Here is a 14,210-nt window from a genome sequence, read left to right as displayed (position 1 = left end):
ATATAGATAATTTACTATTTTTTGTATTCAGGTTCATTTTTTACAGCATTAAATTGATAAAGGAGATTTTTATGAAAATTGGAATTTTGGCTTGTCTGCCAATACTTGCATTTGTCTCGGCTGCTCACGCGGAGAACATGGTTTCACAAGCAACTTCATATTCCGAGTTCACGGCACAATATTGCGCCCGGGCATATGACACAGATGATACAGAGCACATCATGATCCTTCCTGCTTCCGTTTTTGCGGAAAATAAAACCGTTTCGTGCGGTGGCGTCACAACCGGCATGCGCATGGCTGAAGATACAGATGATCCCGGCCATCTTCGGTATAACGTCGATCCGCTTCCTGGTGTTCCTCATTCACTTGACTGTGACGCAAAGGCGGATGTAGGCATAGCCATCATTGCCTTGAACTGTCTGCCGGCAAATCACGAGAGTAAATCACACAAGAAAAACTGACCAAAAAACTGTAATATTTTCCAATAGGCAGGAATAATTTATTTACCTGCCTATTTTGATTCCAGCCTTTCCAAGAATTTATGAATAGTTTTCTTGCCAGCACTGGCCCGCGCTTCTATATACAAGACCAAATTTGTCTGTTATAAAATCTTGAAATAAGACTAAATTAGTACGATATAGATGATATCATGATAAAACTGAGCAAAATGACAGATTATGGCGTTGTGATCATGTCCGAGATGGCGCGGATGCCGGGCCGGGTTATGACCGCGCCTGATATATCCCTGCATACGGGCCTGACGGTGCCCACGGCAGCCAAAATCCTGCGGGTATTGGCCAAGGGTAAAATGCTCGTCTCCCATCGGGGCGCCCATGGTGGATACGAGCTGACGGCCCAGCCTGCGGAAATTTCCATTGCGGATATCGTCCGGGCCATGGAAGGCCCCCTCGCCGTCACCTCCTGCGTGGATGAAAGCGAAGAGGATTGCTCGGTTGAGGAATGCTGCCCCATGCGCGGCGGCTGGGAAAAAATAAACCGGGCGCTGAATGCAGCGCTTGAAGAGGTGACATTGGCAGATATGTGCCAGGACACCCAACAAATCAGTTTACAGAAGAAGTCCCTGGGCAGCGCGGATGCGGCCCATGTGACCATTGCGGAGTAAAGAAATGGCCATTAGCCAGGAAACAGTCGAGCAGGTCGCTTCCGTTTCGGAAAAGTACAAATATGGATTTGTCAGCGATATCGAAGCGGATACAGCGCCTATCGGCCTGAGCGAAGATATTGTCCGCTTTATCTCCGCCAAGAAGGAAGAGCCCGAATGGTTGCTGGAATGGCGCCTGAAAGCGTACCGGCACTGGCTGACCATGATTGAGCCCGAATGGGCCAAGGTCGATTATCCGAAAATCGATTTTCAGGATATCTATTACTATTCCGCTCCGAAAGTGAAGGAAAAGCTGAAAAGCCTGGATGAAGTCGATCCGGAGTTGCTGGAAGTCTACAAGAAACTCGGTATTCCGCTGAAGGAACAGGAAGTTCTGGCCGGTGTTGAAGGGGCCCATAATGTTGCTGTGGATGCGGTGTTTGACAGTGTTTCCGTGGCCACCACCTTCAAGGCCCGGCTTGAGGAAGAAGGCGTGATCTTCTGCCCGATCTCGGAGGCGGTGCGCGACCATCCCGAACTGGTTCAGAAATATATCGGCTCTGTCGTGCCCTATACGGATAACTACTATGCGGCCTTGAACTCCGCCGTGTTTACGGACGGATCCTTTTGTTACATTCCAAAAGGGGTGCGCTGCCCCATGGAGCTCAGCACCTATTTCCGCATCAATGCGGCCCAGACCGGACAGTTTGAACGGACCCTGATTATCGCCGATGATGAAAGCTATGTCAGTTATCTGGAAGGCTGCACGGCGCCCATGCGCGATGAAAACCAGCTGCATGCCGCTGTGGTTGAGCTGGTGATCCATAAAGATGCGGAAATCAAATATTCGACCGTGCAGAACTGGTATCCCGGTGATGAAAATGGCGTTGGCGGAATTTATAACTTCGTCACCAAGCGCGCCGCCTGTCGCGGCGAGAATGCCAAGGTGTCCTGGACGCAAGTGGAAACAGGCTCCGCCATTACCTGGAAATACCCGTCCTGTATCCTGCAGGGGGATAATTCCGTTGGGGAGTTTTATTCCATTGCCATTACAAACAACCTGCAACAGGCGGATACCGGGACCAAGATGATCCATCTGGGCAAGAATACGTCCAGCACCATCATCTCCAAGGGCATATCGGCCGGTAGAGCGCAGAATACATATCGCGGATTGGTCCGCATGGGTCGAAAAGCCGACAACGCACGCAATCATACAGTCTGCGACAGCCTGCTTATTGGCGATAAATGCGGCGCCCATACGGTTCCCTATATCGAGAACCAGAGCCGGACGGCGAAAATCGAGCATGAGGCAACCACGTCCAAGGTCAGTGAAGAGCAGCTGTTCTATTGCCAGCAGCGCGGCCTGACTGAAGAGGAAAGCATGGCCCTGATCGTCAATGGTTTCTGCAAGGAAGTGCTTCAGAAACTGCCCATGGAATTCGCGGTTGAAGCCCAGAAACTGGTCGGCATCAGCTTAGAAGGTTCCGTTGGATAATGAAATTCGGGCGCTAAGCCCCTGATAAAGGTGGAGAAATACTATGTTAGAGATTAAAGACCTTCACGCGACCGTTGGCGGCAAGGCAATCCTTAAAGGCATCACCTTGACCATCAATGCCGGTGAAATTCACGCCATTATGGGCCCGAACGGAGCGGGCAAGAGCACGCTTTCCTATGTGCTGGCCGGCCGGGACGGATATGAGGTCACCGGCGGCACGGTTACTTACAAGGGCGAGGATCTCCTGGCCCTGTCCCCCGATGAGCGGGCGACAAGCGGTATATTCCTGGCCTTTCAGTACCCGGTGGAAATCCCGGGTGTCGCCTCGGCGACTTTTTTGAAAACGGCTTATAACGCCCAACGCAAGGCCCGCGGCGAACAGGAAGTCGATGCCATGGAGTTCCTGAAACTGGTCCGCATCAAGACCAAGGAGCTTGGCATCAAGGACGATATGCTGAAGCGGGCCGTCAATGTCGGCTTCTCCGGCGGTGAAAAGAAACGCAATGAAGTCTTGCAGATGTCCCTGCTGGAGCCGGATCTGATGCTTCTGGATGAAACAGATTCCGGATTGGATATAGATGCCCTGAAAATAGCGGCCGATGGGGTCAACCGCCTGCGCAGCCCCGAACGTGCGGGATTGATCATCACCCATTATCAGCGGCTTCTGGATTATATCGTTCCGGACTTTGTTCATGTATTGGCCGATGGTCAAATCGTGAAATCCGGCGACAAGTCCCTGGCGCTGGAACTGGAGGAAAAGGGCTATGCGGAAATGAGTGCAGCCTGACCTTAAGAATGACATGTAAGCTATTGGTAAATTTGTGAAAATTATGAAAAACCTGACACCTCTTGCGCAGAATTATGTGGACCGCTTCGCCGCCGAACTTCCCCAATTGCCGGGACATCAAGATCCGGCGACGGCGCAGCTGCGAACCAATGGGCTGAACGCCTTTGCTGATCTGGATTTCCCCAATCACCGGATTGAGGAATGGCGCTTCACGAACCTCAATGGGCTGACCAAAGGGGTTGCCAATGACGCGGCGGAGCCCGGTGAAACATCGCTCCCCAACCCGGAATTTGACGCTGGCCATACCATGGTCTTCAAGGATGGACGGTTTGATGCCGCGGCCAGCCAGCTTGGCAGCCTGCCAACGGGCGTTGAGCTGACGTCCCTGGCTGCAGAACTGGATGTGGGAAACGCGGACCTTATTCCAATGGCGGCACCGCAGCAGGCGCTTGTCGCGCTGAATACGGCCTTTATGGAGGATGGCTTTGTCCTGAAAGTCGCCGCGGGTGTCACCCTTGATCAGCCGTTGCGGATCAGGTTTTTATCGACCAATGCCACAGACCGCCCTGCCCGGCATATGCGTAATATTATCCGGATGGGCGATGGCGCCCAGGTCACATTGCTGGAAGAACATGTCAGCGAGGCCACGACAAGCTATTTCACCAATCCGCAGACCAGTATTTCGCTGCAGGCGGGCGCCGTATTGCGGCATTTCAAGTACCAGAATGAAAGCATCGCGGCCTTTCATCTTGCCTTGACCGAATGCGACGTGGCTGACGACGCGATTTATGAAAATTTCAGTCTTTCTACGGGCGGTAAGCTGTCCCGCAATGAATTGACCACGAAAATTACCGGGTCCGGCGCGAAAAGTATCCTGAACGGCGCCTATCTTATGCGCGGCAAGCAGCATTGCGATACGACGACTTTAACCCTGCATACGGTACCGCAGAATGAAAGCGCACAGATTTATAAAGGTGTGCTGGACGGGGAAGCCCGTGGTATTTTTCAAGGCAAGATCCATATTGCCGAAGATGCCCAGCAAGTGGCGGGCGACCAGCTCAGCAAGGCGCTTTTGTTATCGGACCGGGCAACCGTTGCCTGCAAGCCGGAACTGGAAATTTACGCCGATGACGTGAAATGTAGTCATGGCGCAACCTCCGGTGAGTTGGACGAGGACGCCCTCTTCTATTTGCAGTCACGGGGCATCGACGAAAAATCAGCCCGTAAAATGCTGATTGATGCTTTTCTGGCCGATGTTATCGAGGAAATTTCCGATGATCGCATCAAAGCTTATTTTTCAGATATCGCCACCGAGTGGCTGGATCAGGTTTAAGGAGCTGTCATGAACGATATGACAACATTTGATATTGAAAAGATCCGCCGGGATTTCCCCATTTTCGGGACGGAAGTCCATGGCAAGCCGCTTATCTATCTCGATAGCGGGGCGTCGGCGCAAAAACCGACAGTGGTTCTCGATGCCGTGCAAAAAGCCTATGCCGAGACCTATGCCAATGTGCATCGGGGGGTTCATTTTCTCAGCCAGTCCTCAACGGAGCTGTATGAAGCGTCCCGCGAGACCATCCGCGCCCATATCAATGCAGGCAGCCTGGATGAGGTGATTTTCACCAAGAATGCGACAGAATCCATCAATCTGGTCGCCGCGTCCTATGGCGGGGCCAATTTACAGCCCGGCGATGAAATCATTCTCTCCTACCTTGAGCATCATTCCAATATTGTCCCCTGGCAACTGATTGCCGAGAAAACCGGCGCGACGGTTCGGGCGGTTCCCATTGATGAGCATGGTGAGTTTATGCTGGAGAGCTATCTCGACATGCTGGGCCCAAAGACAAAAATTGTGGCCGTCACCCATATCTCCAATGCCATCGGCACCATTACGCCGATCCGCCAGATCATCGATGCGGCCCATGATGCCGGCGCCGTGGTGCTTGTGGATGGATCGCAGGCGGTGCCCCATTTAAAAGTCGATATGCAGGAAATCGGGGCGGATTTCTATGTTTTCACCGGTCACAAGGTCTTTGGCCCCACAGGCATCGGTGTGCTCTATGGCAAGGCCGAGCTGCTCGCCAAAATGCCGCCTTATCAAGGCGGCGGCGATATGATCAACCGGGTGACGTTTGAGAAAACAACTTATGCCAAGGGTCACAGCAAGTTCGAGGCGGGCACGCCGCCCATTGTTCAGGCGATCGGACTGGGCACCGCCATTGACTATATCAACAGCATCGGCCTCGACAAGATCGGCGCCCATGAACAGTCTCTGCTGGCCTACGCCACGGAACAGTTGAGCCAGATCAACAGCGTCAAGATCATTGGTCAGGCAAAGCACAAGGCGAGCATCATTTCCTTCACCATGGAAGGTGTCCACCCCCATGATATCGGCACCATTGTCGATCGCAGTGGCGTGGCAATCCGGGTTGGTCATCATTGCGCGCAGCCATTGATGGATCATTTTGATGTGGCATCGACGGCGCGCGCGTCTTTTGCGCTCTATAATAACCGTGCGGATGTGGATGCCCTGGTGGCCTCCATCAAAAGCGTTCAAGAGATTTTCGGGTAAGGGTAGTTTTTATGTTCGACGATTTACGGGAATTGTATCAGGAAGTGATCCTCGATCACAGCAAGCATCCGCGGAATTTCCGCCATCCCGAAGATGCCAATCACGAGGCCCATGGCTATAACCCGCTGTGCGGTGATACGGTCAATGTCTATCTGAAAATGGGTCATAACGGGTTGATCGAGGATGCGGCCTTTGAAGGAAAGGGCTGCGCGATCTCTCTCGCCTCCGCCTCCATGATGACGGAAATCATCAAGGGTAAGACCGAAGGCGAAGCCAAGTTCATTTTTGACGGTTTCCAGAAGCTGGTCAAGGGTGAAGACGATGATTTTGACGCCGGGGACGATACGGAGCGGCTGATGGTGCTGGCCGGCGTGAAGGAATTCCCCATGCGGGTCAAATGCGCCACCCTCGCCTGGCACGCCATGACCTCTGCCATGGATGGCAGTGACGAGATTTCGACGGAATAGGAAACGGTATGACTGTTGTTGATAAAATAGAGCGGCCAAAAGCCACCGGGCCATATGTGGAAGGAACCTCCTCCAATCCGCTTGAGGCCCCGATTGTCGAGGCCATACGCGGCATTTATGATCCGGAAATTCCCGTCAATATTTATGATCTGGGGCTTATTTACGTCATTGATATCGCCGATGATGGCGATGTCTTCGTCGGCATGACCCTGACCGCACCGGGATGCCCGGTGGCCGGTGAAATTCCCATTTGGGTCCGCGATGCGGTTCTTCCCGTACTTGGCGTTAAGAATGTCTCGGTGGAGATCCTGTGGGACCCGCCCTGGACACCGGATAACATGTCCGAAGCGGCAAAGCTTGATTTAGGGATGTTTTAACACAATATTTATAGAGTTGATTGGGGTAACCCCGAGGTAAAAGATGACTGATACACAGATTATGACAATGACGGAACGGGCCATGGAACGGGTGCAAACCCTGCTGGGCCAGAATGACGGCGACACGCTGGGTCTACGCATTGGGATCACCAATACGGGGTGCAATGGCCTCAGTTACACCATGGACTACGCCTCCGACCAGAAGCCCGATGATGCCATTGTCACTACCGACAATGTTACCCTGCTGATCGATCATGAAGCGGTACAATATGTGGCGGGAACGGAAATGGACTGGCTTGAAGAAGGCCTGCAATCCAGGTTCACCTTTGAAAACCCCAATGAAAAAGGCCGCTGTGGCTGCGGATCCTCCTTTCACGTCTAGCCGGAGAGCCAAATGAGAGTATTTCGATTTCTTCTCATCAGCTTCTTTATCCTTGCCGGACCCGTAACCACCCTGCAGGCGGCGGAAATCGGAACGCTGGGAAAATACGGTATCCGCCATGTCACCGCTCCGCAAGCTGCTGAACTGATCGAGACACAAAAGGAAATTGTCATTCTGGATGTGCGCACACCGGGTGAGTTCAACGAGGGCCATGTGGCCGGCGCCATCAATATTGATTACCACGGCGATAACTTTGCCCAGCTGATCGGCGCGCTTGACCCGGACCAGCATTACCTCCTCTATTGTCGGTCCGGTTTCAGAAGCGGTCGCACCCTGCCCCTGATGATCCGCGCTGGCCTTTCGAAAATCAGCCATCTTGACGGCGGCATCAATAGCTGGAACGCCGCCAGCCTTCCCCTCGCAACACAATAAACCTATTTGCTTCGCTGCCCCAGAACCTCGATAATCCCGGCGCCGGCAATCAGGCAGGTGCCGATCACTTCGCGCAGGCCGAAGGGCTCCCCCGACAGCAGGGCGGCAGAGCCAACACCGACAACCACCTCGCTCATCAGCAAAATTCCCACACGCGCCGGACTGAGACGGGTTGCCGGCCAGACGGTCAGGATCAGCATCGGTATGACATACAGCGCCGCCAAGAGCCCAAACGGTATGGCGCCGACCAGTTGAGCGGGCGATGGTGTCGCGCCAAAAATATCCCCGCCCAGCAGCAGGGCACCGCCGGTCACCACCAGGGCACCGCAAACAAAGGACAGGCTCTGTGCCAGGGTAGCGACGGTGCCCATGCGATACAGGAGCATGGTGCCCAACGCCCAGAACATGCCGGCGATCAGTGCCAGCCAGTCCCCGAGATTGCGCGGCCAGGGAAATTCTGTTCCCAGTCCAATGACAACCAGTAATCCTCCCAGCCCGGAAACAAGCGCAATAGCGCGGCTCAGGGTGAATTTCTCTCCCAGAAAAATAATTCCCAAAAGCGTGCCCCAGACCGGCGTTAAATAGAACAGCAGGATGGTGCGGATGACTTCGGTAAACAGCAGGCTGGTGGCATAACAGGCGAAGGCCGCGCCCGTGAACAGGCCACTGAGCGCCAGGGGTTTCCAGATGGGCCGGATGGTTTTCCAGCTGACAACCAGAACAGGGGATAAGAACAGGGCCGCACCGGCATACATAACAATGCCCGGCCAGGCGCCCTCCAGCCCCAGGTCACCGAGGGCGCGTACGGGCAGCCAGAACAACCCCCACAGGATCCCGGCACCAATAATTCCGAGGCTTGGCCACAGATCCGAAGAGGCCCCTGATGTTTTCATAAGGTTACTTTTTAGATGGTCGAGACATTGACCCAGTTGTCATGGAGGTTACAGAGCGAGACCACATAGATTTGCCCTGAATATCCGCTCACCTCGAACCGGGAGCGTGGCATATCGAAATTCACGTCAAAAACCTGTTCGGCCATAAAATCAAAATTCTGATCCATCAGGATATGCTTGATGATAAAGTGATCATGATCCATGGGATGGCGGACCGCCGCGCGGATCAGCGCATTATTGCCGTCTTTATCCACCTTGATTATCGGCGAATGGCCTTTTTCCTTGCCCTTCCAGCGGCCTGGATTCTCGGTCGAGAAAAAGAACTTGCCCGCCAAGGTCCGAAGGGCCCCTTTTAACTCAACATTTGGCGTGTTTGCAAAAACCGGCCCGGCGAATGCCGCGGACGCCAGACCGCTTCCGGCCAGGGTCAACGCCTGTCGGCGGCTGAATTGTATATTTTGTTTAAACATTTCGAATTCCCCCGAATGTTATCAGTTTCTAATTTGTATTATTATTGGGCTGACAGCAAGGATATACGTCTAAATCGTTAACAAATTTTTGCCAATTCAATCTCTGAGTGCCGGTAACCCCACCCCGGCTGCCTGAAAGCCGCCATCGGCGGAAAGCAGCTGCCCGGTGATGTAGCTGGCCTCGTCCGAGCATAGAAAACAAATGGCGTTGGCGATTTCCTGCTCAACCCCATAACGGTTAAGCGGGATCGCCTCGTGATAGGCTTTGCGGATTGCCGGCGTATGCACCGCAAGGGCCAATTTGGTATCCACCGGGCCCGGCGCCACCGTGTTTACACGAATGCCTATCTCCCCGTATTCCACAGCCTGTTGCTTGGACAGATGGATTACCGCTGCCTTCGATGTGCCGTAAGCCACGCGTAATGTACTGGCCCGCACACCTGAAATAGAGGCAATATTGACAATCGCTCCGCCCGGCTGTGCCATAAACGGCACGCAGGCCTGCGCCATCAGGAACGGACCATCCAGATTGGTTCGCATCACCCTCTGCCAGCGGTCAAACGTCGTCTCACCAATGGGACCGAAATCCGCGACGCCAGCGTTATTGATCAAGGCGGTCAGCGTGCCGAAGGTTTCCCTCACCTCCTCCGCCATCCCCATCACCTGCTTGGGGTCGGACACATCGGCCGTGATCGCGACGACATTCTCAAGCCCGTCGGCGGCATGGCGCAATTCCTCCCCGTCAATATCGATCATGGCAACCTGCCATCCCCGCGCCAGAAAGGTTTTCGTGGTGGCAAGCCCGATACCCCGCGCAGCACCGGTAACAAGAGCAGTTTTTGTCATGGATCCTCGATCAACTGATGGAAAACAGGGTTGCCAGACTATAGAGGCCCCATGCCCTCTTCGCTACCGGTTTCACCGGATTATATGGGGGAAGACACAGGGAGAACCCGGCAGGGTGTGACGGCCAGACATCCGCTGGACCCAAAACCTGCCACGCTTTAAAGAAATCAAAAACTCAGCGCGGATCGAATGAAATTTCAAGCCGTGTTCCTCCGGGTTCGTAGATCATGAAATGTTCTTTCGGCCCGTTACCTGAAAATTCAGGGGCAAATTCAATGTCAACACCCGGCCAGTCCTTGACCGCATTAAACGTTTCGCGCAAGGCGTCTGCTGTCGGGACTTTCAAGGCAAAATGATGCAACCCGACATTTTTATGCCGATCAAAGCCGGAGGCCTCGTCGCCCTTGCATTCCCACAAAGTCAGTTTTGAAACGCCATCGGTCATATATACCGACGGGTAATCGGGGTTTCCGCCGAACTGCCGCCATCCCAGGGCTTTTTCAAAAAAATCCCTGCTGGCGTCCAGATCCCGGACGCTCAAGCCAAGATGATCTATCCCCTGGGTAATCGTTTTGCTCATGATGAAACCTCTTGTTAAAAATGGTGAATTTCCGGGCGATGACAGAGCGGGCTTATGATCACCACCCAATAAATTGATCAGATATGACCAATCTATTAGCAAGTTCCATATTCTATTTCTATCGAAAAATACCCTTCAGACGGCAAAACGTACCAACAAAATTGTGGATACCGAGAAGGCCGTCTTTATCCCGGCCAAGCTGTAGGACAGGTCAGCTTGTCGTCGGCATTGACGTGACAGGCGCGGCGTCAACAGAAACCGTTCGCACCTTGATAAATAGAGCCGATAAATTGGAGGCCATCATGACTTCGCCCCAACATATGAAACTGATAGTAAGCACCGAAACCGACGAAGAGAGCCAGACCGGCATTTCCCCTTCTGGCGTATCTAAACCGGCAAGGCTGGATATCATCACCCCTATAAACATCAAGACAGATGGCATGACGAAAAAAAGCATCGCAGGACCAAAGAGCATCTTGAAAAAAGTTGCGCGTACCTTTCCCATACTCCGATCCATGGCGGTGCTAAAGGTCGTGTCGTGACCCGCCATACCGGCGGGAAGAATCAGGCCAATCTTAGCAACGACATAACAATATGGAAAAGTGAGAATGATAAGAGAAAGTACAGCTGTAATGGCTGTTCCTCTAAATGATTCCAATAAATTAGATGCATCAGGAAATATCAGCATACCCGCAACGATAAAAAGCAAAAAAAGAACTACAAAAATTGAGCTTAAAATCAGAAGGAGCAAATTTCGATAAACAAATCCGGCTATTTTGTTGATTGTCGGAACGGGTATAAGGATATCTTTAGGAAGGCATTTCGAAAACGCGTTATATTGAAGAACATACAACAAAATGATGATTGCCAGACCGATAACAACTTGTTCTTCGGGAAACAGCGTCTCAAGTAGTGCCATTCCAATCACGATCAGGACAATCGGGTACAAGCGCGCCATCAGTTTCAATGAGTCTAGATACATAAGACCTTCTGTTTATGGGCATTGGTTGTCAAAATCATCGCCTAAGAACCTTCTTCCGGCACAATTTTCGTCTTTAAGTATGCTTTCGAAAGAATCCACGCGGTCATGACGAGAATCCAGCAATAAAAGATATCTAACAGGATCCCGACAATCGTCACGGGAACCAATAGCTGCCAATCGGTGGCATATCGCGCTACAGCCGAATTTATATACAACAGCACACTCATTGTAATTAACAGCACCGTGGGCCCTGCCAGAAAACGCCACATGACAAAAAGAAAGGTCTGTTTACCCCTTGCAAAGGCAGTGCCTAGTCCGCCGCGTTTATTGTCGACAATAGCCGGAAACCAGGTGCCGAATAAAAAATATTCGAGGAAGAACAAGAGTATTACAATAGGCAACATAAATAGAAATATATTGACCCCCGTCGCTATACTATCTTGTTTAGAAGCCACTTCATTGGACATAGATGCAATATAATAAGGAACCTGCTGCAACAGGACCGGTATATGAAATAAGAGCCAAATAACCGCAAAATACCCGAACTGTCGCGCCCAGCGAATGTCGACAGTGTTCTTCACATTGAGGATTTGTTCACTGGCCTTGAAAATCAGTAAGGCCTCTGCCAGCAGAGTAAGAAGATATGCGGCGTTATAGCGCAAAAAGCGGCTATCGATCAGAATATCGTAAAACAACTCTCCGCCAAAGGTCTGGATGTAGCTTTTAAATGGCCCAAAAATCAACTCACAGACGATGACCAACAGCACATATGGATACAGCCGAACGAGTAATTTGAAAGACTGCGGGTACATCAGGCCTGCGCCTCCGCGTGGCTAGCCTCAGCTTTTAAAAACGCCCTGGAGAAGATCCAGGCGGTCATGACGATGGCCCAGGCTTGCAAGACATAGGTAACGGCCGAATAAACAAATGTTGAAATATTTGGCTGCCAGCCGGTCTGGAAATAGGTTTCCGGAAGGCCCGCCAGGGTCGGGATAAAGGCGAAGGCAGATAAGGACAGGACGAAAAGCAGGCCCGGACCGAAAATCAAGCGCCCGGTTACATACCAGAAGGTCGATCTCCCGCGCGCAATCGCTTTACCCACCCCGCGCTGCCGATCCACCACAAAGGCGGGCATCCAGGTTCCCATAAATCCGAAGATGAGAAGGCTGAAAAGACCGGCCAAAGGCAGCATGATAAGGGCGAGCATGCCAACTCGCTCGTCCCGATCGCCCCCGGATGCGATTTCGAGGCCGTAATACAGGAAAAAGGTCAGCCCTCCCGCGATCAGTACTATCAGGAAAATAAGCCCCATATATCGCAGCATAAAGCCGACAAACCGCTTTATCGCCTCCGCCCGGTTGTGAGGGTCGGGAAACAGGATGTCCACATGAGCGAAAAATGCAAGAACACTATACAGAAGAGTAATGGTAAATCCCTTGCTGCTATTGCCGCCGATCTCCTGCTCCGCCAACACGCGAACTACAAGCTCGCCGACGACCGCCAACAACACATAAGGATACAGACGCCAGGTCAGTTTCAGGGACTGCAGATACATGACGTGAATTCTCCAACGGGGGACACAACGGGACCCCCATCCCTAGCAACAACCGGCGGCCAATTCCACCAAATTATGACATTTTCGAGGCATTTTCACTTTCTTGGCACTGCCTACTGGAAACCGGATAGGGGCCTCCCTATGTATGGGGCAAGATACAGTTGAGGCTTTGAAAACTGGAATATTCGTTCCAGTTTTACTGTTTGAAAACAAAAGCTTATTCTCTGTACTTCAAGTGACCATCAATGCCGGTTCAAGGCAGGTCATGGGTGACAAGCAGCCGGTATTTTCTGCCCGTTGCTGCAAGTAGAGCATTTGCCGGAGACAGCGGCAAATATATGTAGAACCGTAACGTAAAGGATAGTGATTATGAACATTCTGATGATACTGACCTCCCACGACAAATTGGGAAACACAGGTGATAAAACCGGTTTCTGGCTCGAAGAATTTGCCGCCCCCTATTATGTAATGAAAGATGCCGGTGCTCAAGTGACACTGGCGTCCCCGAAAGGCGGGGAACCGCCGCTGGATCCGAAAAGTAATGATGAGGCTTTTCAGACGACGGCCACCCGAAGATTTTACGATGACCCGGAGGCGCAAAAGGACCTCGCCCATACCCGGAAACTGGGGGCCGTGGATTTCAAGAAATATGATGCCGTGTTCTATCCCGGCGGCCATGGCCCGCTTTGGGATCTCGCGGAAAGCCGGACCAATCGGGAATTGCTGGCGTTTTTCGATATCAATAACCGGCCCATCGGCGCCGTCTGTCATGCCCCCGGCATTTTCCGCCATGTGACAGGCAGAGGCGGGAAAGCCCTTGTCCATGGCCGCAAGGTCACCGGTTTTACCAATGGGGAGGAAGAGGCCGTCGGCCTGTCCGATATCGTTCCTTTCCTGGTGGAAGACATGCTGATTGACAAGGGAGCCCTGTATTCGAAAACCGATGACTGGGCCCCGTATACGGTGATTGACGGTAATCTGGTCACCGGCCAGAATCCCGCCTCCTCCGAACGGACAGCCGGTGCCTTGATGGCGCAGCTTACCGCGCGGCAAGCCGCCTAGCGCCCTGTCCCCCTCCGCCTGCCAGAGCCCCAATACACCTACTGGCAGGCGGACCCTTTCACGTTGCTCCCACAAACAGATCCTTTCGCTGGCGCAAATATGCCGCTATGACTATGCTGTCCCGTCGCAATTTTGAAAGATCAGTTCCCTGACACTAACCGCCAAGCCCCCCGTCCCTCCGACCGTCACCCCGCCCGTCTCCCGG

19 protein-coding genes are annotated in these 14,210 nt (G+C 52.6%); 12 read left to right on the top strand and 7 right to left on the bottom strand.

Annotated features, from left to right (window positions below; genetic code table 11):
• The first annotated feature begins 71 nt into the window (after positions 1-71).
• The 10 genes from NBZ79_RS09490 (at position 72) to NBZ79_RS09445 (ending at position 7,617) form a co-directional block, all read left to right on the top strand.
• The gene (locus NBZ79_RS09490; RefSeq protein ID WP_251937920.1) at positions 72-461 is read left to right on the top strand and encodes a hypothetical protein; all 390 of its coding nucleotides are present in this window, start codon (positions 72-74) and stop codon (positions 459-461) included.
• 188 nt (positions 462-649) lie between these two features.
• On the top strand, positions 650-1,123 hold the full coding sequence (locus NBZ79_RS09485) for an SUF system Fe-S cluster assembly regulator (protein ID WP_251937917.1): 474 nt from the start codon (positions 650-652) through the stop codon (positions 1,121-1,123).
• A gap of 4 nt (positions 1,124-1,127) precedes the next feature.
• Positions 1,128-2,597 carry a Fe-S cluster assembly protein SufB gene (sufB, locus tag NBZ79_RS09480; protein ID WP_251937914.1) on the top strand — a complete coding sequence of 490 codons (1,470 nt, stop codon included), beginning with the start codon at positions 1,128-1,130 and terminating at the stop codon, positions 2,595-2,597.
• 43 nt (positions 2,598-2,640) lie between these two features.
• Positions 2,641-3,384, top strand: coding sequence for a Fe-S cluster assembly ATPase SufC (gene sufC, locus NBZ79_RS09475; protein ID WP_251937911.1), 744 nt, complete (start codon positions 2,641-2,643; stop codon positions 3,382-3,384).
• A 43-nt stretch (positions 3,385-3,427) separates the two neighbouring features.
• Entirely contained in the window at positions 3,428-4,717 is a 1,290-nt protein-coding gene (gene sufD, locus NBZ79_RS09470; protein WP_251938055.1) for a Fe-S cluster assembly protein SufD, read from the top strand.
• Positions 4,718-4,726: 9 nt separating this feature from the next.
• Positions 4,727-5,959 carry an aminotransferase class V-fold PLP-dependent enzyme gene (locus NBZ79_RS09465; RefSeq protein ID WP_251937909.1) on the top strand — a complete coding sequence of 411 codons (1,233 nt, stop codon included), beginning with the start codon at positions 4,727-4,729 and terminating at the stop codon, positions 5,957-5,959.
• Between the two features lie 11 nt (positions 5,960-5,970).
• Positions 5,971-6,426: a Fe-S cluster assembly sulfur transfer protein SufU gene (sufU, locus tag NBZ79_RS09460; protein WP_251937906.1), complete on the top strand. Its 456-nt coding sequence runs from the start codon at positions 5,971-5,973 to the stop codon at positions 6,424-6,426.
• An 8-nt stretch (positions 6,427-6,434) separates the two neighbouring features.
• A complete protein-coding gene (locus tag NBZ79_RS09455) occupies positions 6,435-6,803 on the top strand; it encodes a DUF59 domain-containing protein (protein WP_251937905.1) in 369 nt (122 codons plus the stop codon).
• A 43-nt stretch (positions 6,804-6,846) separates the two neighbouring features.
• Entirely contained in the window at positions 6,847-7,185 is a 339-nt protein-coding gene (locus NBZ79_RS09450) for a HesB/IscA family protein (protein ID WP_251937903.1), read from the top strand.
• Between the two features lie 12 nt (positions 7,186-7,197).
• Positions 7,198-7,617 carry a rhodanese-like domain-containing protein gene (locus NBZ79_RS09445; RefSeq protein ID WP_251937901.1) on the top strand — a complete coding sequence of 140 codons (420 nt, stop codon included), beginning with the start codon at positions 7,198-7,200 and terminating at the stop codon, positions 7,615-7,617.
• Positions 7,618-7,619: 2 nt separating this feature from the next.
• Here NBZ79_RS09445 and NBZ79_RS09440 read toward each other — a convergent pair whose 3' ends face one another.
• From NBZ79_RS09440 to NBZ79_RS09410, 7 genes are all read right to left on the bottom strand, one after another.
• Positions 7,620-8,510 carry a DMT family transporter gene (locus tag NBZ79_RS09440; protein WP_251937899.1) on the bottom strand — a complete coding sequence of 297 codons (891 nt, stop codon included), beginning with the start codon at positions 8,508-8,510 and terminating at the stop codon, positions 7,620-7,622.
• Between the two features lie 11 nt (positions 8,511-8,521).
• Positions 8,522-8,980, bottom strand: a complete 459-nt coding sequence (locus NBZ79_RS09435) for a desulfoferrodoxin family protein (protein WP_251937897.1) — start codon at positions 8,978-8,980, stop codon at positions 8,522-8,524.
• Positions 8,981-9,076: 96 nt separating this feature from the next.
• Positions 9,077-9,826, bottom strand: a complete 750-nt coding sequence (locus NBZ79_RS09430) for an SDR family NAD(P)-dependent oxidoreductase (protein ID WP_251937896.1) — start codon at positions 9,824-9,826, stop codon at positions 9,077-9,079.
• Positions 9,827-10,001: 175 nt separating this feature from the next.
• Positions 10,002-10,406, bottom strand: coding sequence for a VOC family protein (locus tag NBZ79_RS09425; RefSeq protein WP_251937894.1), 405 nt, complete (start codon positions 10,404-10,406; stop codon positions 10,002-10,004).
• Positions 10,407-10,617: 211 nt separating this feature from the next.
• Positions 10,618-11,364, bottom strand: a complete 747-nt coding sequence (locus tag NBZ79_RS09420; RefSeq protein WP_251937891.1) for a hypothetical protein — start codon at positions 11,362-11,364, stop codon at positions 10,618-10,620.
• A 65-nt stretch (positions 11,365-11,429) separates the two neighbouring features.
• Positions 11,430-12,200, bottom strand: a complete 771-nt coding sequence (locus NBZ79_RS09415; protein WP_251937889.1) for a hypothetical protein — start codon at positions 12,198-12,200, stop codon at positions 11,430-11,432.
• Entirely contained in the window at positions 12,200-12,943 is a 744-nt protein-coding gene (locus NBZ79_RS09410; RefSeq protein ID WP_251937886.1) for a hypothetical protein, read from the bottom strand. The genes NBZ79_RS09415 and NBZ79_RS09410 overlap by 1 nt, the downstream gene beginning before the upstream one ends.
• Positions 12,944-13,088: 145 nt before the next feature.
• Between NBZ79_RS09410 and NBZ79_RS09405 the strand changes: the two genes are divergently transcribed.
• Together NBZ79_RS09405 and NBZ79_RS09400 are read left to right on the top strand one after the other, a co-directional pair.
• Positions 13,089-13,253 (top strand): hypothetical protein, encoded by a 165-nt coding sequence (locus NBZ79_RS09405; protein WP_251937883.1) that lies wholly within the window; start codon positions 13,089-13,091, stop codon positions 13,251-13,253.
• Positions 13,254-13,312: 59 nt separating this feature from the next.
• The gene (locus tag NBZ79_RS09400) at positions 13,313-14,005 is read left to right on the top strand and encodes a type 1 glutamine amidotransferase domain-containing protein (RefSeq protein WP_251937880.1); all 693 of its coding nucleotides are present in this window, start codon (positions 13,313-13,315) and stop codon (positions 14,003-14,005) included.
• Positions 14,006-14,210: the final 205 nt, after the last annotated feature.

It is taken from the genome of Sneathiella marina (assembly GCF_023746535.1).
Taxonomy (GTDB): domain Bacteria; phylum Pseudomonadota; class Alphaproteobacteria; order Sneathiellales; family Sneathiellaceae; genus Sneathiella; species Sneathiella marina.
The sequence above is the reverse complement of the archived record's forward strand: the minus strand, read 5'-3'. Positions and strand labels throughout refer to the sequence as shown.

Excerpts from the sequence above, each read along its gene's own strand:
- NBZ79_RS09485 (WP_251937917.1), top strand. The coding sequence starts at position 650 with ATGATAAAACTGAGCAAAATGACAGATTATGGCGTTGTGATCATGTCC.
- NBZ79_RS09410 (WP_251937886.1), bottom strand. The coding sequence starts at position 12,943 with ATGTATCTGCAGTCCCTGAAACTGACCTGGCGTCTGTATCCTTATGTG.
- NBZ79_RS09420 (WP_251937891.1), bottom strand. The coding sequence starts at position 11,364 with ATGGCGCGCTTGTACCCGATTGTCCTGATCGTGATTGGAATGGCACTA.
- NBZ79_RS09445 (WP_251937901.1), top strand. The coding sequence starts at position 7,198 with ATGAGAGTATTTCGATTTCTTCTCATCAGCTTCTTTATCCTTGCCGGA.
- NBZ79_RS09440 (WP_251937899.1), bottom strand. The coding sequence starts at position 8,510 with ATGAAAACATCAGGGGCCTCTTCGGATCTGTGGCCAAGCCTCGGAATT.
- NBZ79_RS09490 (WP_251937920.1), top strand. The coding sequence starts at position 72 with ATGAAAATTGGAATTTTGGCTTGTCTGCCAATACTTGCATTTGTCTCG.
- NBZ79_RS09400 (WP_251937880.1), top strand. The coding sequence starts at position 13,313 with ATGAACATTCTGATGATACTGACCTCCCACGACAAATTGGGAAACACA.
- NBZ79_RS09435 (WP_251937897.1), bottom strand. The coding sequence starts at position 8,980 with ATGTTTAAACAAAATATACAATTCAGCCGCCGACAGGCGTTGACCCTG.
- NBZ79_RS09450 (WP_251937903.1), top strand. The coding sequence starts at position 6,847 with ATGACTGATACACAGATTATGACAATGACGGAACGGGCCATGGAACGG.
- NBZ79_RS09455 (WP_251937905.1), top strand. The coding sequence starts at position 6,435 with ATGACTGTTGTTGATAAAATAGAGCGGCCAAAAGCCACCGGGCCATAT.
- sufD (WP_251938055.1), top strand. The coding sequence starts at position 3,428 with ATGAAAAACCTGACACCTCTTGCGCAGAATTATGTGGACCGCTTCGCC.
- sufC (WP_251937911.1), top strand. The coding sequence starts at position 2,641 with ATGTTAGAGATTAAAGACCTTCACGCGACCGTTGGCGGCAAGGCAATC.
- sufB (WP_251937914.1), top strand. The coding sequence starts at position 1,128 with ATGGCCATTAGCCAGGAAACAGTCGAGCAGGTCGCTTCCGTTTCGGAA.
- NBZ79_RS09430 (WP_251937896.1), bottom strand. The coding sequence starts at position 9,826 with ATGACAAAAACTGCTCTTGTTACCGGTGCTGCGCGGGGTATCGGGCTT.
- NBZ79_RS09415 (WP_251937889.1), bottom strand. The coding sequence starts at position 12,200 with ATGTACCCGCAGTCTTTCAAATTACTCGTTCGGCTGTATCCATATGTG.
- NBZ79_RS09465 (WP_251937909.1), top strand. The coding sequence starts at position 4,727 with ATGAACGATATGACAACATTTGATATTGAAAAGATCCGCCGGGATTTC.
- sufU (WP_251937906.1), top strand. The coding sequence starts at position 5,971 with ATGTTCGACGATTTACGGGAATTGTATCAGGAAGTGATCCTCGATCAC.
- NBZ79_RS09405 (WP_251937883.1), top strand. The coding sequence starts at position 13,089 with ATGGGGCAAGATACAGTTGAGGCTTTGAAAACTGGAATATTCGTTCCA.
- NBZ79_RS09425 (WP_251937894.1), bottom strand. The coding sequence starts at position 10,406 with ATGAGCAAAACGATTACCCAGGGGATAGATCATCTTGGCTTGAGCGTC.